General features: G+C 60.7%; 20 protein-coding genes. 13 read left to right on the top strand and 7 right to left on the bottom strand.

The genetic code is table 11. The features are described from left to right. Positions 1-44 precede the first annotated feature (44 nt). Positions 45-1376 (bottom strand): oxalate/formate MFS antiporter, encoded by a 1332-nt coding sequence (gene oxlT, locus B0G75_RS27500; RefSeq protein WP_106313202.1) that lies wholly within the window; start codon positions 1374-1376, stop codon positions 45-47. Positions 1377-1711: 335 nt separating this feature from the next. Here oxlT and B0G75_RS27495 point away from each other — a divergent pair, with 335 nt between their 5' ends. Next, the gene (locus B0G75_RS27495; RefSeq protein WP_374956923.1) at positions 1712-2230 is read left to right on the top strand and encodes a hypothetical protein; all 519 of its coding nucleotides are present in this window, start codon (positions 1712-1714) and stop codon (positions 2228-2230) included. 497 nt (positions 2231-2727) lie between these two features. Next, entirely contained in the window at positions 2728-3312 is a 585-nt protein-coding gene (locus B0G75_RS27490) for a hypothetical protein (RefSeq protein ID WP_106313196.1), read from the top strand. Here the strand turns inward: B0G75_RS27490 and B0G75_RS27485 are convergent. The 3 genes from B0G75_RS27485 to B0G75_RS27475 all read right to left on the bottom strand — a co-directional run bounded on the left by B0G75_RS27485 (position 3287) and on the right by B0G75_RS27475 (position 7180). Beyond that, on the bottom strand, positions 3287-4780 hold the full coding sequence (locus B0G75_RS27485) for an aspartate/glutamate racemase family protein (protein ID WP_106313193.1): 1494 nt from the start codon (positions 4778-4780) through the stop codon (positions 3287-3289). The two genes, B0G75_RS27490 and B0G75_RS27485, sit on opposite strands and share 26 nt — an antisense overlap. Next, positions 4777-6084 (bottom strand): dicarboxylate/amino acid:cation symporter, encoded by a 1308-nt coding sequence (locus B0G75_RS27480; RefSeq protein ID WP_106313190.1) that lies wholly within the window; start codon positions 6082-6084, stop codon positions 4777-4779. The genes B0G75_RS27485 and B0G75_RS27480 overlap by 4 nt, the downstream gene beginning before the upstream one ends. A 181-nt stretch (positions 6085-6265) precedes the next feature. Continuing rightward, positions 6266-7180 carry a LysR substrate-binding domain-containing protein gene (locus tag B0G75_RS27475; protein WP_106313187.1) on the bottom strand — a complete coding sequence of 305 codons (915 nt, stop codon included), beginning with the start codon at positions 7178-7180 and terminating at the stop codon, positions 6266-6268. A 322-nt stretch (positions 7181-7502) separates the two neighbouring features. Between B0G75_RS27475 and B0G75_RS27470 the strand changes: the two genes are divergently transcribed. The 3 genes from B0G75_RS27470 to B0G75_RS27460 all read left to right on the top strand — a co-directional run bounded on the left by B0G75_RS27470 (position 7503) and on the right by B0G75_RS27460 (position 10593). Beyond that, positions 7503-8525 carry an SGNH/GDSL hydrolase family protein gene (locus B0G75_RS27470; RefSeq protein WP_106313184.1) on the top strand — a complete coding sequence of 341 codons (1023 nt, stop codon included), beginning with the start codon at positions 7503-7505 and terminating at the stop codon, positions 8523-8525. Positions 8526-8727: 202 nt separating this feature from the next. Next, complete coding sequence (locus tag B0G75_RS27465) at positions 8728-9444, top strand: glutathione S-transferase C-terminal domain-containing protein (protein ID WP_106313181.1); 717 nt, start codon at positions 8728-8730, stop codon at positions 9442-9444. A gap of 189 nt (positions 9445-9633) precedes the next feature. After that, entirely contained in the window at positions 9634-10593 is a 960-nt protein-coding gene (locus B0G75_RS27460) for an alpha/beta fold hydrolase (protein WP_258194726.1), read from the top strand. An 81-nt stretch (positions 10594-10674) separates the two neighbouring features. Here the strand turns inward: B0G75_RS27460 and B0G75_RS27455 are convergent, their stop codons facing one another. After that, positions 10675-12573, bottom strand: coding sequence for a S9 family peptidase (locus B0G75_RS27455; protein WP_106313177.1), 1899 nt, complete (start codon positions 12571-12573; stop codon positions 10675-10677). A gap of 359 nt (positions 12574-12932) precedes the next feature. On the opposite strand from B0G75_RS27455, the gene B0G75_RS27450 reads away from it, so the two are divergent. From B0G75_RS27450 to B0G75_RS27425, 6 genes are all read left to right on the top strand, one after another. Then, positions 12933-14039 (top strand): ABC transporter ATP-binding protein, encoded by a 1107-nt coding sequence (locus tag B0G75_RS27450; RefSeq protein WP_106313174.1) that lies wholly within the window; start codon positions 12933-12935, stop codon positions 14037-14039. Further along, complete coding sequence (locus B0G75_RS27445; RefSeq protein WP_106313171.1) at positions 14026-15114, top strand: ABC transporter ATP-binding protein; 1089 nt, start codon at positions 14026-14028, stop codon at positions 15112-15114. The genes B0G75_RS27450 and B0G75_RS27445 overlap by 14 nt, the downstream gene beginning before the upstream one ends. Then, positions 15111-16007: a carbohydrate ABC transporter permease gene (locus B0G75_RS27440; protein WP_106313168.1), complete on the top strand. Its 897-nt coding sequence runs from the start codon at positions 15111-15113 to the stop codon at positions 16005-16007. The genes B0G75_RS27445 and B0G75_RS27440 overlap by 4 nt, the downstream gene beginning before the upstream one ends. Next, the gene (locus B0G75_RS27435) at positions 15997-16806 is read left to right on the top strand and encodes a carbohydrate ABC transporter permease (protein WP_106313165.1); all 810 of its coding nucleotides are present in this window, start codon (positions 15997-15999) and stop codon (positions 16804-16806) included. The genes B0G75_RS27440 and B0G75_RS27435 overlap by 11 nt, the downstream gene beginning before the upstream one ends. Further along, a complete protein-coding gene (locus B0G75_RS27430; RefSeq protein ID WP_106313162.1) occupies positions 16806-17087 on the top strand; it encodes a DUF2160 domain-containing protein in 282 nt (93 codons plus the stop codon). The genes B0G75_RS27435 and B0G75_RS27430 overlap by 1 nt, the downstream gene beginning before the upstream one ends. A gap of 108 nt (positions 17088-17195) precedes the next feature. After that, on the top strand, positions 17196-18938 hold the full coding sequence (locus B0G75_RS27425) for an ABC transporter substrate-binding protein (RefSeq protein ID WP_106313159.1): 1743 nt from the start codon (positions 17196-17198) through the stop codon (positions 18936-18938). Positions 18939-19025: 87 nt separating this feature from the next. Here B0G75_RS27425 and B0G75_RS27420 read toward each other — a convergent pair whose 3' ends face one another. Together B0G75_RS27420 and B0G75_RS27415 are read right to left on the bottom strand one after the other, a co-directional pair. Then, complete coding sequence (locus tag B0G75_RS27420) at positions 19026-19568, bottom strand: cytochrome b (RefSeq protein WP_106313156.1); 543 nt, start codon at positions 19566-19568, stop codon at positions 19026-19028. After that, on the bottom strand, positions 19565-20626 hold the full coding sequence (locus B0G75_RS27415) for a catalase family peroxidase (RefSeq protein ID WP_106313153.1): 1062 nt from the start codon (positions 20624-20626) through the stop codon (positions 19565-19567). The genes B0G75_RS27420 and B0G75_RS27415 overlap by 4 nt, the downstream gene beginning before the upstream one ends. 424 nt (positions 20627-21050) lie before the next feature. Here B0G75_RS27415 and B0G75_RS27410 point away from each other — a divergent pair, with 424 nt between their 5' ends. Then, positions 21051-21845 carry an ABC transporter substrate-binding protein gene (locus B0G75_RS27410; protein WP_106313150.1) on the top strand — a complete coding sequence of 265 codons (795 nt, stop codon included), beginning with the start codon at positions 21051-21053 and terminating at the stop codon, positions 21843-21845. Then, entirely contained in the window at positions 21842-24955 is a 3114-nt protein-coding gene (locus B0G75_RS27405; RefSeq protein ID WP_106313147.1) for an EAL domain-containing protein, read from the top strand. The genes B0G75_RS27410 and B0G75_RS27405 overlap by 4 nt, the downstream gene beginning before the upstream one ends. Positions 24956-24974 lie beyond the last annotated feature (19 nt).

Here is a 24974-nt window from a genome sequence, read left to right as displayed (position 1 = left end):
GGGGCGTGTGTGGTATTTCGCGAGCGGGGCGCTCACGTGGTCAGTCAATCAGGCGAGCCGCCGGACGACGGCTGCAGCCGTGCTTCGGCGATGACGACGCCGGCCGGCGCGCCTGAGTTTTCGATCCAGCGCTTTCTCATGGGGGCGAGGATGAATTTCGCGGATACGGCTGCCGCGATCGACACCACGGCGGCGGAGATGAACACCGTGCTCCATCCGCCGTTCGCCGACAGCACCGACGCCAGCGGCACCAGCATCGATGCCGTGCCCTTCGCGGTGTACAGCGTTCCCGCGTTGGCTGCGGCGTATTTGCTGCCGAACGTATCCGCGCAGGTCGCCGGGAAGATCGAGAAGATTTCGCCCCAGCACAGGAATACGGCGGCCGCGAAGAACATGAAGGCGTACGGGTTATGGCCGAACTGCATGAGTCCCAGCAGCGCGACGCCTTCGCCGAGAAAGATCATGAACATCGTGTTTTCCCGGCCGATGCGATCCGACAGAAAGCCGCACAAGGGACGGGTAAAACCGTTGCACAGGTTGTCGATAGACAGTGTCATCGTGAGGAGCGGCAGCGTGATGCCCATCAGATTCACGGGCAGCTTGGCGAAGCCGAATTCCTTCGCAATCGGCCCGAGCTGCGCGGTCGCGATGATGCCGCCGGCTGCAACGAACACGAACATCAGATACAGCACCCAGAAGAGCGGCGAACGGATCATCTCGCCAGGGGTGTAGTCGATCTTGCTAGCGACGATGCGTTTAGTGGCGACAGCGGTGGCGGGCGGCTTCGGCCGAATCAGCATGGTGGCGAGCAGCAGAATGCAGACGCCCTGGAAAATGCCGAAGAACATGAAGGTGTGCTGGTAGCCCGAGCGTTGGATCATGTCGGCAATCGGGATCACGGTGACGGCCGCCCCGGCGCCGAAACCCGCCGCGGTCAAACCCGCCGCGAGACCGCGCTTGTCCGGAAACCATTTGAGCGCCGTGCCCACACAGGTGCCATACACGCAGCCCGCGCCGATCCCGGCGATGACTGCCGCGGCGTACAGTTCGGCGAGACTGTTCGCATGAGCGTCGATGATCCAGCCGAGCGCCGCGCACAGCGAGCCGCCGATGACGACCGGGCGCGGCCCGAATTTGTCCACGAGCCAGCCTTCGACGGGCACGAGCCAGGTTTCGGTGACGATGAAGATCGTGAACGCTGTCTGGATCGCCGCTTGTCCCCAGTGGTGGGCGTTGTCCATCGGTACCACGAACAGCGTCCACGCATATTGCAGATTTGCGACGAGCCCCATGCACACAATGCCGATCGCGAGCTGCACCCAGCGGTGATGCGTGAATGCAGTGCGGCCTCTCTCCGATGCACTGGAATGTCCCATGTCTCCGTCTCCTGTATATTCCGTCGCGCTCAAACGGCGCGTTGGACTTACGTGATCGAACCGCTTCGTCGCCGTTTTATTTGCGGCAGCGAGGCGCCAATGGTCGGCCAGAGGGAGCTGCACTAACGAAAACCCTTACCCGTCGAGAGAAAAACCGGCGAGTGAGAGGCGATGGGTCGTGCAGCGCGTCTGAGTGGATGCTGCGCGAGAACAGCAATAAGGAAAAGTTAAAACATTTTATGGTTTGCATTCGGTATTCCTAATGGATGCGCTGTCGCCCTTGCCCATGGCTCGATTGACGGCGATGGCACGCTGTCCAGGGTGCGCGAATCTCGATGCTGTGGCCACTTGGGGTAAACCAATATATAAACAAAACACTATCGTTTTTCGAAAAAACTTTAACTATTGTTTATTTATGGGCTCTTCTACTCTTCGTTCATGCCACCTGCCTGACGGAGACGACCATGAACCCCTCGCAATTCGACGCTGGCGACAGCGCGCACCATGCTGAAATCCAGGCGCAACTGTGCGCCTATAACGCCGCTTTCGATGAACTCGGCCTGCGCTTTCGCTGGGATGCGCAGACGCTGAAGCTGCTCGCTACGATCGACGGCGAACAGGCGCAGATCGCCGCGTATATCGAAGCACATCATGCGCACCTGTTGAAGGCCTACAGCGCGGAATTTTTGAGCCAGGCCATTCTTGAGAAGAAACGTGCGCGCTATCCGGCGCCGCTGCCGAGACATGTCGACAGCGCGCCGCGCCAGAGTCGCGTGGCTCATCAGCCGGAAATGAGCAGCTGGCGCGAACGCGTTTCTTACGAGGTTGAACTCCCGGCGCTGGCTGGAGTGTAGATGCCGTGAACGGCATGCGCGCCTGCCCGTGCATGCCTATTCCCGATGGCGCGAGCCAACCGCCTGGCCGCTCGAGTATTTGTCGACTTCATCGCGGCTGCACTGCAAAAGAAACCGCTGAAGTTACGCGCCGCGACCTGGGTCCGGGGTTTTGCGGCGGGGCGGTTTCCGAAGATGAAGGGCGCGACGTGAGACAGCCGTCCGGCGCATTGGCATAAGCCTCATAGCGTCCTATAGCGCGATCGATTGGTCAATAGAGAGGTGTGCTCTGTTGATCATTAGCCACTGCCATCAGATACTCGAAGTATCGTTCCTGCGCTCGCAAGATCTCGGCCATGCCGGCGATGCGAGCAGACCGATTCTCCGCCACCCGCGTCCGGTTCATGCGTGGGACGGTTTAAAAAGTCGAGCGGGGCCGCCGTATTCTGATAGATAGCGTGCCGGCAAGGTTCCGCAAATGGCGGGCGTGACACGCGCGAGACTAGAGGAGGCCCGAAATGGCGCATGCGGATCTTGCGATACTTGGAGGCGTCGGGATTCTCGCGATGGCCTGCCTGGTCGTGTGCGGTATTTACCTGTACTGGAGCAGCGACAGATACCGCGACCGGCAGCAGCGCCTGGAGACGCAAATCGGCACAACTCAGGTGGCGGAGCAAAACGACGAACAGTTTTCGGAACCGGGGGCAACCATGGGCACGCAACTGAGTCATCGCTGCAAAACTTCGCTGTATCGGGCGGCGGCGAACAACGCGCACGGCGAAAGCATCGTGTTCCTGTTTGCCGGCAGCCGTGACGATGCCCGAAAGCGGGCGACCGGCGCCCTGGCCGCTATTCACGGCATCGCGGCCGAAAATGTGTCGCTCTCCAACCTGGCCTCGTTTGGCGAACTGGTCGATGTCGGCGTCAGCGAGGATGAGGAGTTGCGGATATTCGAAATGGCCTGGAAAGGTGCGGACGTCAGCGCCTGGGCCGAACATCCGCTTTTCCTGACCGATGATCCCAGTTTGATAGGCAAGTGGGCCGAACTGTACGCGGACCTGGCTCGGGAGTTGGCTGTCAGCGCGATCGACCGGGCGCGCTAAAGACCGGAGCGTGTAGCGCGGACGCCGTCGCCAGAGCCACGCATTGCCGTGCAAGGACATCGGTCGGATCGACCAGACTGACGCGCGTGCCAGTCGTGCCCACGAAGCTCTGCTTCGGCAATAGAAGCGGCAACTCGGTGCATCCCAGGATGATGACTTCGACACCTTCTGCAACGAGTCCATGAATGGCAACGGAGATATCGTCCAGGCATTGCCCGGTGGTAAAGCCCGCCTTCACGCCTTTCTTGCCGTAGATTGCTTCCATGACCCGCGCCTGCAATTCCGCGCGCGGTACGATTTGCCGCAATCCCTCTGATTCCAGTGCTTTCTCGTAGACGCCGCTTGCGATCGTCCCCGAAGTGGCCAGCACGCCGACCGAGCCAAGCGCCGGAAACTTCTCTCGAAGATAACGGACCGTCACCGTCAGCATATTGATGATCGGTATGCTCAGATACGGCTGAATGCGTTCGACAAATGCATGCGCCGTGTTGCACGGAATAGCGATGAGATCCGCATCGCCCGACTCGAGCTTTTTGCAGGTCGCGTAAAGCGAAATAGTCGGATCGGGGCCGTCACCGATCAGGTTTTCCGTGCGATCGGGAATCTGGGGGTTCTGTTCAATCAAAAGCCTGATGTGGTCCTGGTCGCGATTCGCCGGCGTGTTGCGCACGATCTTCTGCATGAAATCCACCGTCGCCGCCGGACCAACGCCACCCACCACGCCAACTTTGAAAATCGATTCAGGCGAACCGTAATCGCCCGCTATCACGTACTGCGCATATGCAAGATTCGAATCGATGAGTGGTACCCGGAAAAGACCCATTTCCTCGGCCACGAGTGCGATTTCGGTCAGGCCCGGCACGATGATATCTGCGCCTTGTGCGATCAGGTCCTCGCACGCCGCGCGCAGAAGCGCGACGGGCCGGCCGGACAGGTTGCCGCTCTTGACGCCGTTCGCGCCGTAGACCGCTTCGGTGACCAGGTCGATGTTCTCGCGTGGGCGGGGATGAATGAGTTCAAACTCCGGCGTCGCGAAGTACTTTTCGAACAAGCCTTTTCGACGCGTGAAGTCCGAGGTCAGCACGCCGATTCGCCGTGCCGTCGGAAATTTTCTACGCACATGGCTGCGCACGGCTTCGACCATATCGACAATCTGCAACGATGAGTTAGCCTTCAACTCATCGATGAACGTATGGCTGAGAAAGCATGGGAGTACGACGGTCGTCACGCCTCGCTTCTCGAAACTGCTGATCATGTCGAAGATGTACAGCTTCCGCGGAGTCGTTGCTTCACTACCGGCGACCGCGCCGCGAAAGGGATGCTGTTCGAAGATGACGTCGACGTGTTCCGCATCGCTCGACGCGGGCGTCGATTTAACGAGCTTGAAAAAGACGTCGGCGCTCGCCAGCGGACCCAGGCCGCCCACCACGCCGAATTTTCTTCCGCTCTGCACGCTTGCGCCGATCATTTGGTCTCGCCTTGCAACTCGCGCGATTCTTGCAATCGGCCCAACGCCAGGCTGTCGGTGCCGTGGATATGTTTGACGGCGCGCTTCGCTTCCCACTTCGCAATAACCGCCGTCGCGATGCTATTGCCAACCACATTCGTAGCGGTCCGCCCCATATCGAGTATCTGATCGATGGCGAGGATCAGTACTACGCCGGACGGAGGCAGATGAAACATCGGCGCAACGGCGGCGACCACCACCACGGAACCTCTCGCGACGCCGGCCATTCCCTTGCTGCTCAGCATCAGGACCAGCAACATCATGATTTGCGTGCTGAGCGGCATGTCGATACCGAATGCCTGTGCAATGAAAATCGCGGCAAACGCCTGATACATCATCGAGCCGTCGAGATTGAACGCATAGCCGAGCGGCAGCGTAAAGCCGACTACTTTCTTGTCGATACCGAACGCTTCGAGCTTCTCGGTAAGACGTGGGTAAGCAGCCTCGCTACTCGCGGTCGAAAAGGCGAGCATGGCGGGTTCCCGGATCGCTTTTAACAACCTCCAGATCGGCTTGCCCAGAAAGACATGGCCCACGAGGATGAGGACAATCCACAGCGCGACAAGACCGAGATAGAAGCTGCCGACGAGCTTGCCATACGTGGTCAGCACATCCAGGCCATTCACGGTGATCGCGGATGCCAGAGCGCCGAAGACGCCGATGGGCGCGAGCCGCATCACATAGTCCGTCAGCTTCAGCATGGCCGGTACGAGCGCATCGATGCCGGCGATCAACGGTGTGACACGCGGATCTTTTTTGATGGCGCTTAGGACGACGCCGAACAGGACGGAAAAGACAAGGATCTGCAGGATGTCGTTTCGCGCCATCGCGTCGATGATGCTGGAAGGAAACGCGTGCGTGACAAAGTCCTTGAAATTCAGGCCCGCGGTGTTCAGGCCCGTGGCCACATCGGAACTGGTCTGCGTCATATGCAGCCCTGCGCCCGGTTGCAGCGCGTTCGCAAGGGCGAGGCCGAGCGCGAGCGAGAAAAGCGACGCGCACACGAACCATCCTACCGATCTGAACCCGATCCTGCGCACATCGCTTGTGCCTTCCATGCCGGCGAGACCGGACACCAGCGTGGCGAAGACAAGCGGCGCGATGATCATCTTCACGAGCCGCAGGAAAATGTCCGTAATGATCGAGAAGTAACCCGCGATGGTCTTCGCTTCGGCAGCACCCGCAGCGCTGCGATGACACACATAGCCGACGATCACGCCGAGCGCCATGCCGACCACAATATAGAAAGTAAGACGGTTTTTCATTTCCATCAGTCCGAGGAAGGCGCACGAGGGTCCGACGTGACCGCGATACGCTGCCAGAAGGCAAAAACGTCGTTAGCGACGCGACGTTTCTGTGCATGGACGGATGATAGAGATGGGCAAAAAAGACGCGATGCGGGTCTGGCATGGGGATATGCGAAACTCGCATAAGGCGGGTTAACCCCTAATCGACCGCCGGCGACGCAGCGCGAAGGTGGCGCCAGAGCATGTCGAGAAACTCATTGCGATTCGACGCATCCCGGTAGGCGCGCAGTTCGACTTCGAGACTCCATGTGTCGCGGCCCGCGAGGACCAACTCGCCCGCGTCGAGCTCGGCGACGATTGAGCTTTTGGGAAGCCAGGCGACGCCTTCGCCTTCCAGCACCAGTTTCTTGAGAACCTCGGCCATATCGGACTCGTAGTGCGGCCGCAAAGCCGGCGTCGTGTCGACCCGGCTCAAAAGCAGGGCAAGGCAGCGGCCGAAATAACTGGTTTCCGTATACGAAATCAACGGCAATGGACGGGCCGCCGTTCCCGGCAGCCGGAACATAGGCGCGCCACGTGGGTTGGGTCGGCAAACAGGCAGCAGTACATCGACGCCCACGGTGAGATGCTCGTACCTGACCGGGTCGAGGTGCAGCGGAAGCTCCGGGTGATGATAAGCAAACATCAGTTCGCAGTTGCCGTTCACGAGCATCAGAATGGAGTCGTGAACATTAGTGGGTATCACTCGGGCGCGGACCTCGCCGAAACGTGCCGTGAGCGCCTTTAACCACGCAGGCAGGAAACTCAGCGCGATCGTATGACCCGCGGCAATCTGCAAGCCTTTACCCGCCATGCGTTGATCGATGCGAATGATGGCCCGTGTATCGAACAGTTTTCCCAGTATGTCGACTGCGGCCTCACGAAACAGTTGTCCGGCAGGCGTCAGCGTCGGCGGGAAACTGCTGCGGTCGATCAGGTCCGCGCCCACCCACTGCTCGAGTGACTGAATGCGCCTGCTGAACCCTGACTGGGTGACATTCCGAAACTCCGCTGCGCGCGAGAAGCTTTGATACTGGGAAAGTGCGATGAAGTCTTCGATCCACTTGATTTCCATGTCGGAGCCGTTTTCGTGTAGAAGGGAGCGCGTGTTTCGAAGTGAGTGTGTGATTCTACGCTGGCGAAATGCGTCAGATATGCCATCAGAGATGTGCCGAAAACCGGACGCTGGGTTGATACGGAATCCTTCCATTAAAAGCGGCGATATTCCCCTAATTGCTCCGCGTCGCTCGCCGTTCTCGAAAGTGTGCACGACGTCACAGCAGCGCCAGTCACGATAGCGCACGCTTATTGCTTCGGGAGAGTGCTTATCGGGAGAGAGCGACCGGCAATTTAGCCGTAACGTCGCAACGTCTCCGGCCGGCCAGGGAGATGTTGCGATGCGAGGAAGAAATGACACGGTACGCGCTGCAATTTTTGCAGTGGCGACCTCACTGCTTACGGCATGCGGCGGGCACGGAGGCGACTCGAGCAGCAGCAGCCCAGCTGCGACACCGGCAGGCGGCATCAATTTGCAAATCGTCTCTTTCGGCGACAGCCTTTCCGACGTCGGAACCTACGCGCCGCTCGCAAGCCCGGTTGGCGGCGGCCGTTTTACGACTAATCCCGGGCAGGTGTGGACCCAGGATGTCGCGCAGTACTACGGCGACACGCTAAAGGCTGCGTATACGATCGACATCACGCACAAGCTTACCGCGCAGAGCGGCCTCGGGTACGCGGAAGGCGGTGCTACTGTAGCGACGCCGGCCAACCAATCGGATTTTCTGACCTCGGTGATCGGCAACATCGAGATGCCGGTCAATCAGCAGGTGTCCAGCTATCTATCGGCGCACGGGAGTTTCAACTCCAATCAACTGGTGCTCGTGTGGGCCGGCGCAAACGACGTGCTTCGCGCCGGGCAACTGCCTGCTGCGGCGCCGACCGTGCAGACGGCGGCCAACACTCTGGCTCAGGTAGTCGGACAGATCGTCCAGAACGGCGGCGCGCACGTCGTGCTGGTCAATCTTCCGAACGTCGGGCTCTCGCCAACCGGTCTTGCCTCGTCCGATGGCGGCGCGAACCTGACCCAGTTATCGCAACTGTTCAACGACACGCTGAACACCGCGTTGCAGACCGCTGGTGTGCAAGCGAAAGTCATCCAGATCGATGCCTATACGTGGTTGAACGGGATCATCGCGAACTTTCAGGCCAATGGCTTTGCCGTGTCGAACACGGGCCAGGCCTGCGACCCCAAGAAAACGCCGGATAACACGGCCTTGCTGTGTTCGCCTCCAACCTACGTGGCCAGCAACGCGGACCAGACGTACATGTTCGCCGACGACCTTCATCCGACGACGCATCTGCATTCGCTGTTTGCCCAGTTCGTTGAACAGCAACTCGCCAGGAGCGGCCTGGGTCACTGAAGGCAGGGAGATAGCGCAGGTCGCCTGGGAAAAACCTGTCACCCCTACATATCGTCACCGGGCGTCCGCGCGACGTTCGCACGCCAATCACATGACGGTCAACCACGAGTCGAGTAAGCTTGGCAGCATCGTACCCGCTCACTTCCGCACTCCGCGGTAGCGACTACTTCGCAGAGTGACGGTCCCCGGCGAGGAGTGCCTCATGCTGACGCTCTATTCCTATCCCGACCTGTTCGGCGTCGCCGACAACAATCCCTTCGGTCTCAAGGTATTCGCGTTCATGCGTCTGTGCGGGATGGAGTTCGAGCATCGGCACATCCTCGACACGAGCCTTGCGCCGCGCGGACAGTTGCCGTATCTGGTCGATGGCGAAGAAACGATCGGCGATAGCGATGGGATCATCGCCCATTTAAAGCGCCGGTACGACCTGCGCATCGACCACGCGCTTTCGCCGGGGCAATCGAATCTCGACTTCCTGGTGCGAAGAACGCTCGACGACCTGTACTGGCCGATGAGCTTTTCACGCTGGCGCGACGACCGCTTCTGGCCGTCTTTCCGCGACGCCATTCTCGCAACACACGAAGACGTGAGTGCGAGCGATCTCGAAGCCGCGCGCGAATACAACCGGTTGCGCTATCACTATCAGGGCATTGGCCGCTATGAGCCGGAGCAGGTCTATGCGAGAGGTATCGACGATCTGCGTGTCGTGGCGGATCTGCTTGGCAACGACGGATTCGTTTTTGGCCCCGAGCCGACAACTGTCGACGCGGCGATCTATGGCTTTGTCGCGAACATCTACTACTACCGTATCGACACGCCGTTGAAGCAGTACGTGCTCTCGCGTCCGGCGCTAGTTCGCCATTGCGAGGCCATTCACGAGCGGATCAACAACGAGGTACGCGTACGAATATCCCCTTGAGGTGGGCGAATGGGCAACTCGGCAAAATGGTCTGTCAGGGTTGCCTGATTCGCTGGAGCGCTTACATACGGCGCCCATATGAAGCGCATCGGGAGCGGAAGACAATGAACACTCGGACGATCGAAACCGACTCCTCGTCATTGGCGCTCCGCCTTGCTTGCCAGGCTAACTGAACTCATGGAGCCGACCTTGCACGAACTGCGCCTCGAGACACTGCAGGTGGGCGCACTGCGCATGCGTGTGGCCATCCAGGGCAGCGGTCCGCTAGTGCTGCTATGCCATGGCTTTCCGGAGTCCTGGTACTCCTGGCGACATCAGTTGGCGGCGCTCGCCGCTGCGGGCTTCCGCGCCGTCGCACCCGATATGCGCGGCTATGGCGGCACCGATGCGCCGCCGGACGCGGACTCGTACACGATGCTGCATCTCGTCGGCGACATGGTCGAACTCGTCAACGTGCTCGGTGAAAGCGAGGCTGTGATCGTCGGCCACGATTGGGGCGCGCCGGTCGCCTGGAATTCGGCGATGTTGCGGCCGGATCTGTTCCGTGCCGTTGTCGGCATGAGTGTGCCGTTTTATCCGCCCGCACGGGAGGATTTGCTTAGCGCACTGGATCGCCAAGGAATACGAACATTCTATATGCAGTACTTCCAGACCCCCGGTGTAGCCGAGCGTGAGTTCGAGGCCGACTCCGAAGCCGCGATTCGACGCATCACTTTCAGCATGTCAGGCGATGGACCCGAGCGCGTCGTGGCGGGAATATTAGCGCCCGGCGCAGGTTTCCTCGACAATACCGTCGACCCCGAAACGCTGCCAGGCTGGCTCACCAGCGAAGAGATCGCTTATGTGGCGGGCGAGTTCGCGCGCACGGGTTTCAGAGGCGGACTCAACTGGTACCGCGGTATTCGACGCTCGTCGGAACTAATGGCCGCATGGCGAGGAGCCGTGATCCGTCAGCCTTCGATGTTCGTGGCGGGCGCGAGAGACGATGTTCTCAAGTTTCCGGGCTCGCAGGCGCGTATCGAGAACCTGACACGCGTGCTGCCCGGATTGCGCGGCTGCCATATTCTCGATGGCGCGGGTCATTGGATTCAGCGGGAACGTTCGGCCGAAGTAAGCGACTTGCTAGTGGCGTTCTTGAGAGGACTTTAAATCGGCATGGGCCTGTCGTGTCCGGCACGGCAGGCCGCCGCGAGTTTGCGTCGGCCGCCGTCCCACGCAGATTCCTTGACGCTACGCCCCCGAACGGCCCCCCAGATGTTGCGCAAGAAAGGCTTCCATGGCTTCGTAGAACTCGAACTGGTTTTCTTCGTTGTGGAAGCCGTGCCCTTCGTTGTCTTTGAGCATGTACTTGACGTCGATCCCACGCTCGCGCAGCGCGCTCACGATCTGGTCGCTTTCGGCTTGCTTGACTCGCGGATCGTTCGCGCCTTGCGCGACGAATAGCGGCGTCACGATCCGATCCACAAAAAATAGCGGCGATGCATCGTGCAGCGCCTGCTTGCCCGTTTCGGTTTGCGGATTGCCGATCATCTCGTACATCATGTCGAGCATCGGCTTCCAATACGGCGGCAACGATTCGAGCAACGTGAACAGGTTCGAGACGCCGACATAATCCACTGCAGCCGCATAGCGCGTAGGTGTGAACGCTACGCCGGCGAGCACCGCATAGCCTCCGTAGCTCGCGCCGTAGATGCCCACGCGCGCGGGGTCAACCAGACCTTGCCCGACGAGCCAGTCGATACCGTCGTCGATGTCGTCCTGCATCGTCTTGCCCCATTGACCGAAGCTCGCTTCCCAGAACGCGCGTCCATAGCCCGTCGATCCGCGGAAGTTCAACTGCAAGACGGCATACCCGCGATTGGCGAGCAATTGCGCTTCGGGATTGAATCCCCACGAATCGCGCGCCCAAGGTCCTCCGTGCGGATTGACGATCAATGGAAGCGGGCGCTCCAGCTTTTGCCCGAGTTCGATACCCGCGGGCAACGTCAGATAGCCGTTGATCTGCAACCCATCGCGCGCGGCGAAGTGGATCGGTTCCATGCGTGCCATATCGGCGGGGTCGAGCCAGGGCATGAGCTCAGTGAGCCTGGACAGATGACGGCTGGCGATATCGTATGTCCAGATCGAGCCCGGCGACAGGTCGCTCGAAGCGTGCACGATCGCGCGCGATTCGTCGCGTGTGATGCTCGTGATCGCGATTTCCTGGCCGGGCAACTGACGCGCCAGGTCCTCGTGGATCGAGCGAGCCCACTCGTCGAAGAAATGCCGATGCAGGCGGTCATCCACATACCACGCGGCAGTCAATACGCGCCGATGGGTCGAAAAAGTCATGCCGCCTACGTCCACGTGTTCGGTTTCGAACAGCAGCTCGCCCTCCTGCGCGGTTTGCGGGTCGAACTCGAAGATGGCCGTCTTGTCCCGGCCTCGATTGGAGAGCACGTACAAGCGCCGATCGTCGAAGGTGAAGAATAGCGGCGACACCGTTTCGCGAAAGTTGGTCGTCAGGATCGGGCGGAACGGTTCGGTTTCGGTATCGCGATACAGCAGCGTTGTGTTGACGCCGTCCGAGGCCGTGGCGACGCGCAGGCTGCCGGCGTGGTCGGTCATCCAACCCATGATGTTGCCGGGGTTTTCAGCGATCGGGGTGAATGCGCCCGTGACCACGTCGACGCGAAACACGTCGAATACCTGTGGGTCGCGCCGGTTCATCTGAATCAGGATGTGGCGGTCATCATCCCTGAGATCGTCGACGATGCTTGCCTTGACGCCGTCGAATGGCGTCAGGTCGACCGGTTCGCCGCCATGAATCGGCACGGACAACACGTGATAGTTTTCGTCGCCGCCAAAGTCTTTGACGAACAGAATGCGGTCGTTGCCTTTCCAGGCGTGCCCGGGTACGTCACGTTCGGTTTCGTTGGTCAGCGCCCGCGCGTCTCCGAGCGGAGAGCCATCGGGGCCGACTTCCTGAACGAAGATGTTCTGGCGGCCGGCGTGCCGGGTCAAGAACGAGAGATGCCGGCCATCCGGCGAAATCGTGAACTGGTGTTTCTCGGGCCTGCGGAAAAAGTCGCGTACCGAGTAGAGCTTGACGGTCCGGTCAGCGGCTTCTTTATCGTTGACAGCACTCATGCGGTCCTCCTCAAAAGCCCCATTTGACCATGCGCGCCAAACCTGCGTCCTATCCGCGCGACGCGAGCAGGCAATCCATCAGACTGATTGCCATTCTGTTAGGCTGACACCCAGATTACGATTTGCGTCAAATAGCATATTCAACGAAAGCAATCGTTATCGATACGGTAAACGCCAGCGAACTTCGTCGTCGACCGATTGTATGGTTAACACCAATTTAAACGTAAACGAACAAAAAGGAACATCGAATCCGTTGTTTTGATTTCCTTTCAGAAAAAGGGGCGCGCCTTGCCATCCGCCCAAAATGAGCCAGAAGGCACCCGCAGCACCGGAGACGCACTAGAACAAAGGAGAGCGATTTGGTCTTGGAACTGGAGCGCGTGACAGTCGTTTCGGGCGCTCAGACGCACCTGTACGGCGTCGATCTGCGGCTTGTCCCCGGCGCGATCAACGTGCTTCTTGGACCGACGCAAGCCGGCAAGACCACGCTGATGCGCGTGATGGCCGGGCTCGACCGCCCGGCTTCGGGCCGGGTGCTGGCCGACGGCAACGATGTGACCGGCGTCAGCGTCAGGCAGCGCAACCTCGCGATGGTCTACCAGCAGTTCATCAACTATCCGGCCATGACCGTGTTCGACAACATCGCGTCGCCGCTGAAGCTGCAAAATACGCACGCCGACGAAGTCAAAAGGCGCGTTCACGAAGTCGCCGCCAAACTCCACATCGATCACCTGCTGCAACGGCGCCCCGGCGAACTGTCGGGCGGCCAGCAGCAGCGTTGCGCGCTGGCGCGGGCGCTGGTCAAGCGCTCGTCGCTGGTGTTGCTGGACGAACCGCTCGTCAATCTCGACTACAAGCTGCGCGAGGAATTGCGCGTCGAACTGGCGACGCTGTTCGCGGACGGCAAAACCACCGTCGTCTACGCGACGACCGAACCGCTCGAAGCGCTGCTGCTCGGCGGCTATACGGCGATCGTCGACAAGGGGCGCGTGCTGCAACACGGCCCGACGCTCGATGTGTACAACGCGCCCGCCAATATCGACGTCGCGGCCGTCTTCAACGATCCGCCGATGAACATGCTCGCCAGCGATCTCACCGCCGACGGCACCGCGCGCCTGCCGATCGGCATCGACGTGCCGCTCGGGCGGGCCAGCGCGCGGGCCGTTCGTGAGAACGAAACGTTCCGCATCGGCGTGCGCCCCGGTCATCTGCGACTGGCGCCGCGGACACCGCGCTCCGTCGCCGTGCCGTGCCGGCTCGAACTGGCCGAATTGAGCGGCTCCGAAACCTATCTGCATCTGCACACGCGGCAGGGCGGCATCGACCTGGTGGCGCAACTGCAAGGCGTGCATCAGATCGATCTCGGTACGGAACTCGACGTGTACATCGACCCCGACGAACTGTTCGTGTTCGGCGCGGACACGACGCTGGTGTCTGGCCCGGAGGCCGCTCATGGCGCGCATTGAGTTCCAGAATCTCGCGCACGCTTACGCACCCAACCCCGCCACGCTCGATGACTACGCGTTGCAACCGATGAGCATGGTCTGGGAAGACGGCGGCGCGTATGCATTGCTCGGGCCGTCCGGTTGCGGCAAGTCCACGCTGCTCAACATCGTGTCCGGTCTCGTGACGCCGTCGGAAGGCAAGGTGCTGTTCGACGGCAGCGACATCACGGCGAAAAGCCCGCGCGAACGCAACATCGCGCAAGTGTTCCAGTTCCCGGTGATCTACGACACGATGAGCGTGTTCGACAACCTCGCGTTCCCGCTGCGCAACCGGAAAATGTCGGCGCATGACGTCAAACAGCGTGTTCACGAAGTCGCGGAAATTCTCGACATGACGCGTGAATTGCCGCGCAAGGCGAACAATCTCTCGGCGGATGCGAAGCAGAAAATCTCGCTTGGGCGCGGCCTCGTGCGCAAGGACGTCGCCGCGATCCTGTTCGATGAACCGTTGACCGTTATCGATCCGCATATGAAGTGGATCCTGCGTCGTCAGTTGAAGAAGATCCATCAGCAACTGAAGCTGACGTTGATCTACGTGACGCACGATCAGGTCGAGGCGCTGACCTTCGCGGATGAAGTCGTCGTGATGACGAACGGCCGTGTCGTGCAGAAAGGCGATCCGGGCGCGCTGTTTTTGCGGCCCGATCATGCGTTCGTCGGCTATTTCATCGGCAGCCCGGGCATGAATCTCTGCCCGATCGAACTGAACGCCGACGGCATCAAGATCGGCACGCAGCATTTACGACTCGACCCGCCTACGCTCGATACGCTGAAGCACGCCAACGGCACGCTGACGCTCGGCATTCGCCCGGAGTTCGTGCGCGTGGTGAGCGACGGTGAGGCCGGCGCGGTGAAAGCGCACCTGCTGCGCGTGCAGCAACTCGGCAATTACCAACTCGTTACTGCGCAGTGCGACGGCCACGTCTTCAGGGCAAAAGTCGAGCCGCATGTGCGGGTCGGCGAAGGGGCGGTCTGGTTGAAGCTCGCCACGGCGGAAACCGTGTTCTTCAGCAACGATGAAAGGATCGCGCGATGAACAAGCCCGTCAACCAGAAAGCGTGGCTGCTGGTCGTGCCGGTGTTCATCTGCGTCGCGTTTTCCGCCATCTTGCCGCTCATGACGGTGGTCAACTATTCGGTGCAGGACATCATCAGCCCGACGCAACATGTGTTCGTCGGCACCGAGTGGTTTCGCGCGATCATCAACGACGACGACCTGCGCGGTGCGCTCGGGCGGCAGATCATCTTCTCCGCGTGCGTGCTGCTGTTCGAGATTCCGCTCGGCGTCGGCCTTGCGCTCGCAATGCCCGCTTCGGGCTGGCGCGCGTCGGCTTCGCTGGTCGTGCTGGCCATGCCGCTGCTGATCCCATGGAATGTGGTCGGCACGATCTGGCAGATTTTCGGGCGGCCGGATATCGGCCTGCTCGGTTATGCACTCAATCACGCGGGCGTCGAATACAACTACACGGCCAGTCCCGCCGCCGCGTGGATCACGGTGCTTGTGATGGACATCTGGCATTGGACGCCGCTCGTCGCGCTGCTCTGCTATGCCGGCTTGCGCGCGATTCCCGACGCCTTCTATCAGGCCGCCGAAATCGACGGCGCGAGCCGCTTCGCCGTGTTCCGTTATATCGAGCTGCCGAAGATGCGCGGCGTGTTGATGATCGCCGTGCTGCTGCGCTTCATGGACAGCTTCATGATCTACACCGAGCCGTTCGTGTTGACGGGCGGCGGCCCGGGCGATTCGACCACGTTCCTGTCGCAGTACCTGACGCAAAAAGCGGTCGGTCAATTCGACCTCGGCCCGGCGGCGGCGTTTTCGCTGATCTACTTCCTGATCATCCTGTTGCTGTGTTTCATTCTGTACAACTGGATGGAGCGCGTCGGAAAAGGCGGCCCGGCCAGCAGCGGAGACGACTATGCACAGTAATCGCTGGATGCGCGTGGTCGTGCTGACGGGGTACATCCTGTTCGCGCTAATTCCGCTCTACTGGATGCTGTCGATCTCGCTGCGCACGAACGAAGAGACGATGTCGGCGTTCGCGATCTGGCCGCATCACGTGACCTTCGACAACTACAAGGTCATCTTCACCGACCCGTCCTGGTACTGGGGCTACATCAACTCGATCATCTACGTGCTGATGAACACGGTGATGTCGGTGCTGGTCGCGCTGCCTGCCGCGTACGCGTTCTCGCGCTATCGCTTTCTCGGCGACAAGCACATGTTCTTCTGGCTGCTCACCAACCGGATGACGCCGCCCGCCGTGTTCCTGTTGCCGTTCTTCCAGCTGTATTCGAGCGTCGGTTTGATGGACACGTATATCGCGGTCGCACTCGCGCACATGCTGTTCAACGTGCCGCTCGCGGTATGGATTCTCGAAGGTTTCATGTCGGGCGTGCCGCGTGAAATCGACGAAACCGCCTACATCGACGGCTATACGTTCCCCGCGTTCTTCGTGAAGATTTTCCTGCCGCTGATCAAGTCGGGGGTCGGCGTGACCGCGTTCTTCTGTTTCATGTTCAGTTGGGTCGAACTCCTGCTCGCGCGCACGCTCACCACCGTCAACGCCAAGCCGATTGCCGCCGTGATGACGCGCACGGTATCGGCGGCGGGGATGGATTGGGGCGTGCTCTCGGCGGCAGGCGTGCTGACCATCGTGCCCGGCGCGCTCGTCATCTATTTCGTGCGGAACTACATCGCGAAGGGCTTTGCGATGGGGAGAGTCTGATGCTCACGTGGATGTATTGGACAGCGGAAGTGGCGATCTTTTTCGGCTGCATCGTGGTGATGCTGGCGGGCATGACCGTGTGGGAAATCCGCTCGCCCACCGTCGAACGCAAAGGCTTCCTGCCGATCGGCACCACGCGTGGCGACCGGCTGTTTATCGGATTGCTGATTGCCGCGTATATCAATCTCGCGTGGATCGGCATCAGCGCGGAACATGCGAGCGCGTGGCCCGGTTTCGCGGCGTCGATGCTCGTGCTGCTGATCGTCATGTGGAAAGGATGAACAGCGTTGCGTCCTGAAGGTTTGCGTATCTGGACAGACCGGTTCCGTTGATGCCCCGGGCGGACCTCGGCAGTTGATCCAAGGGGTGCGGAGACACAGGAGAGAGCCATGCAACAGAGGAGACGAATCGTCACGCTCGCCGTGGCAGGCGTCATCGCGACTGGCTTCACGAGCCACGCGGCGATCGCCGGCACGCCCGAAGCGCAGAAGTGGGTCGATAGCGAATTCCAGCCCAGCACGCTATCGAAACAGCAGCAGATGGACGAGATGAAGTGGTTCATCGATACCGCTGCGACGCTGAAATCGGCAGGCGTCAAAGAAGTGCACGTGGTGTCCGAAACACTCGACACGCACATGTACGAATCGAAAACGCTCGCCAAGGCGTTCACCGAAATCACCGGCATTTCAGTCAAGCACGACATCATTCAGGAAGGCGACGTCGTCGAGAAACTGCAGACGTCGATGCAATCCGGGCAGAGCATTTACGACGGCTGGATTTCCGACTCCGACCTGATCGGCACGCATTATCGCTATGGCGTGATCATGCCGCTGTCCGACTATATGACCGGCGAAGGCAAGAAATATACGAACCCTGGTCTGGACATCAAAGACTTCATCGGCACGAGTTTCACGACCGCGCCGGACAAGAAGCTCTATCAATTGCCCGACCAGCAGTTCGCGAATCTTTACTGGTTCCGCGCCGACTGGTTCGCGCGCAAGGACCTGCAGGACAAGTTCAAGGCGAAATACGGCTACGAGCTGGGCGTCCCGGTGAACTGGTCCGCGTATGAGGACATCGCCGAATTCTTCACGAACGACGTGAAGAATATCGACGGCGAAAAAGTCTATGGGCACATGGACTACGGCAAGAAAGACCCGTCGTTGGGATGGCGCTTTACCGATGCATGGCTCTCGATGGCGGGCGAAGCCGACAAGGGCATTCCGAACGGCATGCCGGTCGATGAATGGGGCGTGCGCGTCACGCCGGACGGTTGCCATGCGGTGGGCGCGTCGGTCTCGCGCGGCGGCGGTACGAACAGTCCGGCCGCGGTGTTCGCGACCACCAAATACATCGACTGGCTGAAGAAATTCGCGCCGCCCGAAGCCTCGGGAATGACGTTCAACGAAGCGGGACCGGTGCCGGCGCAAGGCAAGATCGCCCAGCAGATCTTCTGGTACAGCGCGTTCACCGCATCGATGCTGAAACCCGGCAACGTGACCAACGCGGACGGCACGCCGAAGTGGCGGATGGCGCCATCGCCGCACGGTCCGTACTGGAAGGACGGCATGCAGAACGGCTATCAGGACGTCGGTTCGTGGACCTTCTTCAAGTCGACGCCGCCGAACCAGCGCGCTGCCGCGTGGTTATACGCGCAGTTCGTCACGTCCAAAACCGTCTCGCTGAAGAAGTCGATTACTGGTCTCACGTTCATCCGCGATTCCGACATTCATAGCGATTACTTTACGAAGAACGCGGACAAGTACGGCGGGTTGATCGAGTTCTATCGAAGCCCGGCGCGTGTCGCGTGGACGCCGACCGGCAACAACGTGCCCGATTATCCGAAGATGGCGCAACTGTGGTGGAAGAACGTCGCGACGGCAGTCGCCGGCGAAAAGACACCGCAAGCCGCGATGGACAATCTGGCGAAGGAAATGGACCAGGTGTTGGGCCGTTTGCAGCGCGCGGGGATGAAGGTCTGCGCGCCGGAGCTGAATCCGGAAAGCTCTCCGGACAAATGGTTGTCGGATCAGCACGCACCGTGGAAGAAGCTGACGAACGAGAAGCCGAAAGGCGAAACGGTCAAATATGATCAGCTGCTGACTGCGTGGAAACAGGGGAAGGTGCGGTAAGCGTGGCGATGCGGTAACCGAGTGGAGTTAGAAGCGGGCGGCCTGTTCAGGTCGCCCGCTTCGTTTCAATCGCTGGAGGCGCGCGTCTCACCGCTTCGACCAGGATGCCATCGCCTCGAATACACCGTCACGTCTCACAAGCGCGTGCAGAAGCGCTGCCGCGAGGTGCAGCATGATTAGCGCGAAGAAACACAATGCGAGCGCCCGGTGTGCGTTCCATAGCAGCGTGTGCAGACCGTTGCTATGCGGCAGGATGGGCGGCAAATGTATCCCGAACACTACGACGGGATAGTCCGCCGCCGACAACATGCCCCAGCCGATCAGCGGCAGTCCGATCATCAATAGATAGAACGCGAGATGCGAGAGGCGGGCGGCGAGTTTCATCGGTTCCGGCATCGACGCCGGCAGCGGCGGCGCGCCGCGCGTCAACCTCACGACCAGGCGAATCAGCGCCAGCACGAGAATCACAATGCCCAGAGGCTTGTGGATCGACACCAGCGAAAGATAATCCGGCCGAACGGTCGACACCATTCCGACGCCGATGAACAGCATCGCCAGAATGCAGACCGCCATGAGCCAGTGAAGCGCGCGTTGCAGCGGTGTGAAGCGAGCGTGGATCGGGGTCGTCATGGCGTGGCTCCTCCCGCCGGATGGCGCGGATAGTCCTTATCCTCGGCGGTCCGCCGGTTGAACGAGACGGAATAGGCGGCTGAGCGCGCGGCCGGAAACGGGTCGTCCGAGACGTGCATGCCGGAAGGCAGGACCGTGGGATCGAAGTTGAGATCGCGACACGGGCCGTCGGCCTCGGACTCGATCGCGTTGACCACCAGCGTGCCCGCCTCCACCTTGCGACGGTCTTCCGGCCAGGCTTTGCTGGGGTCGGCAGTCGGGTCGCCGGGATTGGCGGCCGTGATGACCAGCGTCCAGCGTTGCGGGGCGCTCTGCACCCGTTGCGTGATATCCGCGGCGAGGAAGTCGGCGCTTTTTGCCTTCAGCTGGTCGGGGGAAACGGCCTCGGGCTGCGCGGCCGGTACGAAGGACCAGCGCACGGGCTGCTCCTGCCCCTGGGCATTCGTGAAGATGAAGCTATTGAGGCTGTTGTAGCGGTCCTGCGCGTACGAGGCCGTCCACGGCGCGCTGCCGGCCCAGCCGACGAACGTGCCGAACTCCGGGTGCGCGGCGACGAAATTCTTCATCGCGTCCGGATCGCTGCTGTTGGCCGACGCCTGAAGCAGAGCGTAGAACGCCTGCGGTGTGGCGACCGGGAAGAAGGGCGCGTCGATCATCGCCGTGCGCCATTCGCTTCCATCCGGTCCGGCGATGCGCAGGCTGAGGCCTCGCACCCTAACCGTGGCGTCCGGCGCTTTGGGGTCGGCCGTAGCGAGATTGAATCGTCCTGTGACCGGATACGAGCCTGGCGCGAACATTGGCGCCTTCGAGAGGGTCGCAGCTCCGCCATTCGATTCGAATGTACCGGTAAAGCAGATGCCCTTGGCATGATTGCGCCGGAAGCCGAGCGCCGCGCCGCCCGGCGGCGCGAGACCGTTGACGATCTTTGCCGGCGTGAGACGTCCCGGCGAGAGCCAACCGGCCGTATAGGCGAAGGCCGCGGCCAGCGCGGCCACGACGACGGCAATCAGGACCAGCGAACGGACTGTGGAGGCGTTGGAAGTCGGTCTGTCGGCCATCGATCTCTCCCGATCAATGTTTCGGCTGAGTGGAAATCTAGCAGGGTGGGGAGAATAGTGCCATTGGTTGGGGAATCGTGCTTACTCAGTCAAGAGCCTTATTCGGCGTCGTGCCAAACGACATGAACCGATGATCTCGCGAATGTCCGGATTGGTCATGGAAGTTCTCCAAATCGACAGAATCCGCTCCCACGCAAAAAATAACAACCGCCGCCTCAAGAATTGCAGCCCATTGCCGATATTGCGTGAAGAGCGCCTCCGGTTGAATGTTCCGCTGGCACTACGGACAGGTGTATGCTGGCCAGTCCGTAAAAAAAGCATCTCATTGGCCGCATTCAAATTGACCAGATAGCAGTATCTCGTCGGCTTCGTCGTCGGGAAATTGAATGTGGTACTCAAGTCATCTTCGTACGACGGAGACACTGTGATTCGACAATGCCTCGGCGGTTTGTTGCTGGCGCTAAGCTGCGTGGGCAGCGCCATGGCCGCGGGTCCCGAGTGTTCGCGTTCGTTTACGCTCGCTTTACACGATCACGGCCTGCTCTATTCCGTCGACACCGATACCGGCATCGACAAGGACTTCGCTGACGAGCTGATTCGCCGCAGCGGTTGCCAGATCAGAGTCAGCCTGATGTCGCGAGCCCGGATCTGGAAGCTGATTGAATCCGGCGGACTGGATTTCAGCCTGTCGGGCATTGCCAACGACGAGCGTAATGAGTACGCGGACTTCGCCTGGTACTTCAGCAACAAGTACTACCTATTGGTGCGCAAGGACGCTGGAATTCATCGGCTTGCCGACTTCGAGCACAACGACCAGTTTCAGCTCGGCGTGATCCGCAGCTTCCGCTATAGCGACTCGGCCAACCGGCTGGTCGACAAGCTGTCGGCCGAAAACCGCGTCAGCCAGGCCGGCGGTCTGGAGCCGCTGTATCAGGCGCTGATTCTCCGGCGCATTCAAGGCATGATCATCGAACCTTTCGATTACCCTGCAATCGATGAAAAGAAAATCCGCGACGTAACCACCATCGTGGAATTCGACGACCCCGCCGTGCGTCACGGCCTCATCATGTCGAAGAAGGCACTGTCGCCGGCCGAGCGGGAAAAGTGGCGCGCGCTGGTGAATGAGATGCGTGCGGACGGCACTGTGCGGCGCATCTTCGAGAAGTATTTCAAACCTGACCTCGCCGATTCGATGGTCGATTTCAAGACCCAGCCGTGAACTGGGCACGCCTCGTCCTGCTTCCGTTTCTGGTCCTCTCCGCCGCGCTCAGCGTGACGTGGATGCTGTGGGACCATGAGCGGCAAGCTGCCCGTCAAGAACTGCTGTCCCAGTTCAACTATTCGCTGGGCGACGCGGTCAGCCGCATCGAGCAGCGCATGGGCACGTACGAGCTCTTGCTACGCGGTGTGCAGAGCCTGTTCGCCGCGACAGGCGAGATCGACCGCGACCGGTTTCGTGACTACGTCGGCACGCTCAATCTCGACGCCAACTTCTCCGGCATCCAGGCGATCGGTGTCGTCGCCTGGGTGCCGGCGACGCAAAAGGTCGAGCATATAGCTTCGATGCGCCGGCAGGGCGTGCCCGACTACGCGATCGAGCCCAAAGGCTCGCGCGAGGACTACGCGCCCATCATCCAGCGCGAGCCGTTCATCGGTATCAATCGCGCGGCGCCCGGGTTCGATGCATGGGCCGACCCGGTGCGGCGGCGTGCGTTGGAGCAGGCGCGCGACTCCGGCATGGCGACCCTTTCCGGGAAGGTCCGTCTCTCGGTGGATTCCGGCAATGCTCGCCCCGGATTCATCATGTACCTGCCGATCTATGCACGAGGCCAGCCACAAGACAGCGTCGCCCAGCGCCGCGCGCACCTGGTCGGCTGGGTGTTCGCGTCGTTCCGCATGCACGATGTCATCGCCAGCCTGTACGGCGAGCAGCCACCCGGTCTCACTATCGCTATCTACGACGGCGTCGAAATGTCGGCCGCCGCGCTGTTGCACAAGACGCCTGAGGCGCCCGGTCATCATCGGGCCGCGGACATGTCGGCCAACGAATATCTGGTTGTGGGCGGGCATGACTGGACACTCTCGATGAGCGCCCAGGACGACTTCAAGGCTCGCTTCGGCCGTAACGCCGCGCTCTCTATCGCTAGCACCGGCACGGGCCTAAGCCTGCTGCTGGCGCTGCTCACCTGGCTGATGATGACCGGCCGGGGCCGCGCGATGCGGCTCGCCTCGGCAATGACAAAAGAATTGCGCGAGAACGAGGAGAAATTCCGCGCGATTGCCGACTGTACGGTCAACTGGGAAATCTGGTGGGGACCCGATGGCAAGCCGCGCTGGATCAACTCGGCGGTGGAGGCGTACATCGGCTATACGGTCGACGAGTGCATGGCCTTACCGGATTTTGCAGGCACCGTGATTTATCCCGCGGACATTCCCCGCGTGGCGCCTGAATTCCAGAAGGCGCTACAGGGTTTGCGCGGCGATGACCTCGAGTTTCGCTGCGTTCGCAAGGACGGCTCGCTCATGTGGCTGTCCGCGTCCTGGGTTCCCATTACCGATTCCAAGGGAGAGTTCATCGGCTTTCGCACGAGCGGCCGCGACATTACCGAGCGCAAACAGGTCGAGGCTGAACTGCGCATTGCCGCTGTCGCATTCGACTCGATGGAACCGATGATGATCACCGACGCGAGCGCCACCATTCTGCGCGTGAACTCGGCTTTCACCGAATGTACCGGCTATACCGCCGAGGAGATCGTGGGCCAGACACCGCGCGTGCTTCGATCCGGCCGCCACGACGACGCATTCTTCGAGGAGATGTGGGAAGAGATTCACAGTGCGGGCGGATGGCAAGGAGAAGTCTGGGATCGCCGCAAGAACGGCGAGGTGTACCCGAAATGGCTCACGATCTCCGCCGTGATGAGCGACAACGGCACTGTCAGTCACTATGTCGGCACGCATCACGACATTACCGAACGCAAGATCGCGGAAGAACGAATCAAGGAATTGGCCTTCTTCGATGCGCTGACCCGGTTGCCCAATCGCACCCTGCTACTGGATCGCCTGAGGCAGGCGATCACGGCCAGTGCCCGCAACGAAGCGTGTGGCGCGCTGCTGTTCATCGACCTGGATCACTTCAAGACGTTGAACGATACCTTGGGCCACGACAAGGGCGATCTGCTGCTGCAGCAAGTGGCGCAGCGTCTGGCAGACAGCGTACTCGAAAGCGACACCGTGGCACGAGTGGGCGGCGACGAGTTCGTGGTGGTGCTCGGCAACCTGCACAAGAACCGGCAGGAGGCAGCCAACCAGACGGAGGCCGTGGGCGAAAGAATCCTCGCTGTTCTGGGCAGTCCGTATCACCTTGGCAAGATCGAGTACCGCACGAGTGCGAGTATCGGCGCCACGGTGTTCAGAGGGCATCAGGCCTCGATCGACGAACTTCTCAAGCAGGCCGACCTCGCGATGTACAAGTCCAAGGAACGAGGACGCAATGCCGTGCGTTTCTTCGATCCAGACATGCAAACCGTCGTGGTGCAGCGAGCCGCGCTGGAAGCGGGCTTGCGCAATGCCATCGAGGACAATCAGTTCCTGCTCCACTACCAGGCGCAGGTCGTGGGTACGCGAGTGACAGGCGCGGAAGCGCTGGTGCGCTGGCAGCATCCGCAGCGCGGTATCGTGCCGCCCGCCGAGTTCATTCCGCTGGCTGAAGAGACCGGACTGATCGTTGCGCTGGGAAGCTGGGTGCTGGAGACCGCTTGCGCGCAACTGGCGCGATGGGCTATGCGGCCCGACATGGCGCATCTTACGATTGCGGTTAATGTCAGCATCCAGCAGTTCCGCAAAGCCGATTTCGTGGACAACGTATTGACGATTATCGGCCGCACCGGCGCGCGGCCCGACAGGTTGAAACTGGAACTGACGGAAAGCGTGCTGGTCGACAACGTGCAGGACATCATCGAGAAGATGAGTGCGTTGAAAGCGAAAGGCATTGTCTTTGCACTCGACGATTTTGGCATCGGCTATTCGTCGCTGTCCTATTTGAAGCGCCTGCCTTTGGATCAGTTGAAGATCGACCGCTCATTTGTGCGCGACGTCCTGGTCGATTCCAACGACGCCGTGATTGCCAGAACCATCGTGGCGCTTGCGCGCAGCCTCGGTTTGGGTGTGATCGCCGAAGGCGTCGAGACCGAGGCTCAGCGGGATTTCCTCGCTGCAGCGGGATGCTACGCGTATCAGGGCTATTATTTCTGCCGCCCGCTTCCTATCGAGGATTTTGAGGCGCTGTTGAACAATGTAGAGACACGTCAGTGCGTGGCTGAGCGAACATGAGGCACGTGGCGTGCCGTCG

Origin of the sequence: Paraburkholderia sp. BL18I3N2, assembly GCF_003001875.1 — a bacterium.
Lineage (GTDB): Bacteria > Pseudomonadota > Gammaproteobacteria > Burkholderiales > Burkholderiaceae > Paraburkholderia > Paraburkholderia phytofirmans.
This window is presented reverse-complemented; position numbering and strand designations above follow the sequence as displayed.

Coding starts and splice junctions, on each gene's coding strand:
- oxlT (WP_106313202.1), bottom strand. CDS start 1,376: ATGGGACATTCCAGTGCATCGGAGAGAGGCCGCACTGCATTCACGCAT.
- B0G75_RS27495 (WP_374956923.1), top strand. CDS start 1,712: ATGCTGTGGCCACTTGGGGTAAACCAATATATAAACAAAACACTATCG.
- B0G75_RS27490 (WP_106313196.1), top strand. CDS start 2,728: ATGGCGCATGCGGATCTTGCGATACTTGGAGGCGTCGGGATTCTCGCG.
- B0G75_RS27485 (WP_106313193.1), bottom strand. CDS start 4,780: ATGATCGGCGCAAGCGTGCAGAGCGGAAGAAAATTCGGCGTGGTGGGC.
- B0G75_RS27480 (WP_106313190.1), bottom strand. CDS start 6,084: ATGAAAAACCGTCTTACTTTCTATATTGTGGTCGGCATGGCGCTCGGC.
- B0G75_RS27475 (WP_106313187.1), bottom strand. CDS start 7,180: ATGGAAATCAAGTGGATCGAAGACTTCATCGCACTTTCCCAGTATCAA.
- B0G75_RS27470 (WP_106313184.1), top strand. CDS start 7,503: ATGCGAGGAAGAAATGACACGGTACGCGCTGCAATTTTTGCAGTGGCG.
- B0G75_RS27465 (WP_106313181.1), top strand. CDS start 8,728: ATGCTGACGCTCTATTCCTATCCCGACCTGTTCGGCGTCGCCGACAAC.
- B0G75_RS27455 (WP_106313177.1), bottom strand. CDS start 12,573: ATGAGTGCTGTCAACGATAAAGAAGCCGCTGACCGGACCGTCAAGCTC.
- B0G75_RS27445 (WP_106313171.1), top strand. CDS start 14,026: ATGGCGCGCATTGAGTTCCAGAATCTCGCGCACGCTTACGCACCCAAC.
- B0G75_RS27440 (WP_106313168.1), top strand. CDS start 15,111: ATGAACAAGCCCGTCAACCAGAAAGCGTGGCTGCTGGTCGTGCCGGTG.
- B0G75_RS27435 (WP_106313165.1), top strand. CDS start 15,997: ATGCACAGTAATCGCTGGATGCGCGTGGTCGTGCTGACGGGGTACATC.
- B0G75_RS27430 (WP_106313162.1), top strand. CDS start 16,806: ATGCTCACGTGGATGTATTGGACAGCGGAAGTGGCGATCTTTTTCGGC.
- B0G75_RS27425 (WP_106313159.1), top strand. CDS start 17,196: ATGCAACAGAGGAGACGAATCGTCACGCTCGCCGTGGCAGGCGTCATC.
- B0G75_RS27420 (WP_106313156.1), bottom strand. CDS start 19,568: ATGACGACCCCGATCCACGCTCGCTTCACACCGCTGCAACGCGCGCTT.
- B0G75_RS27415 (WP_106313153.1), bottom strand. CDS start 20,626: ATGGCCGACAGACCGACTTCCAACGCCTCCACAGTCCGTTCGCTGGTC.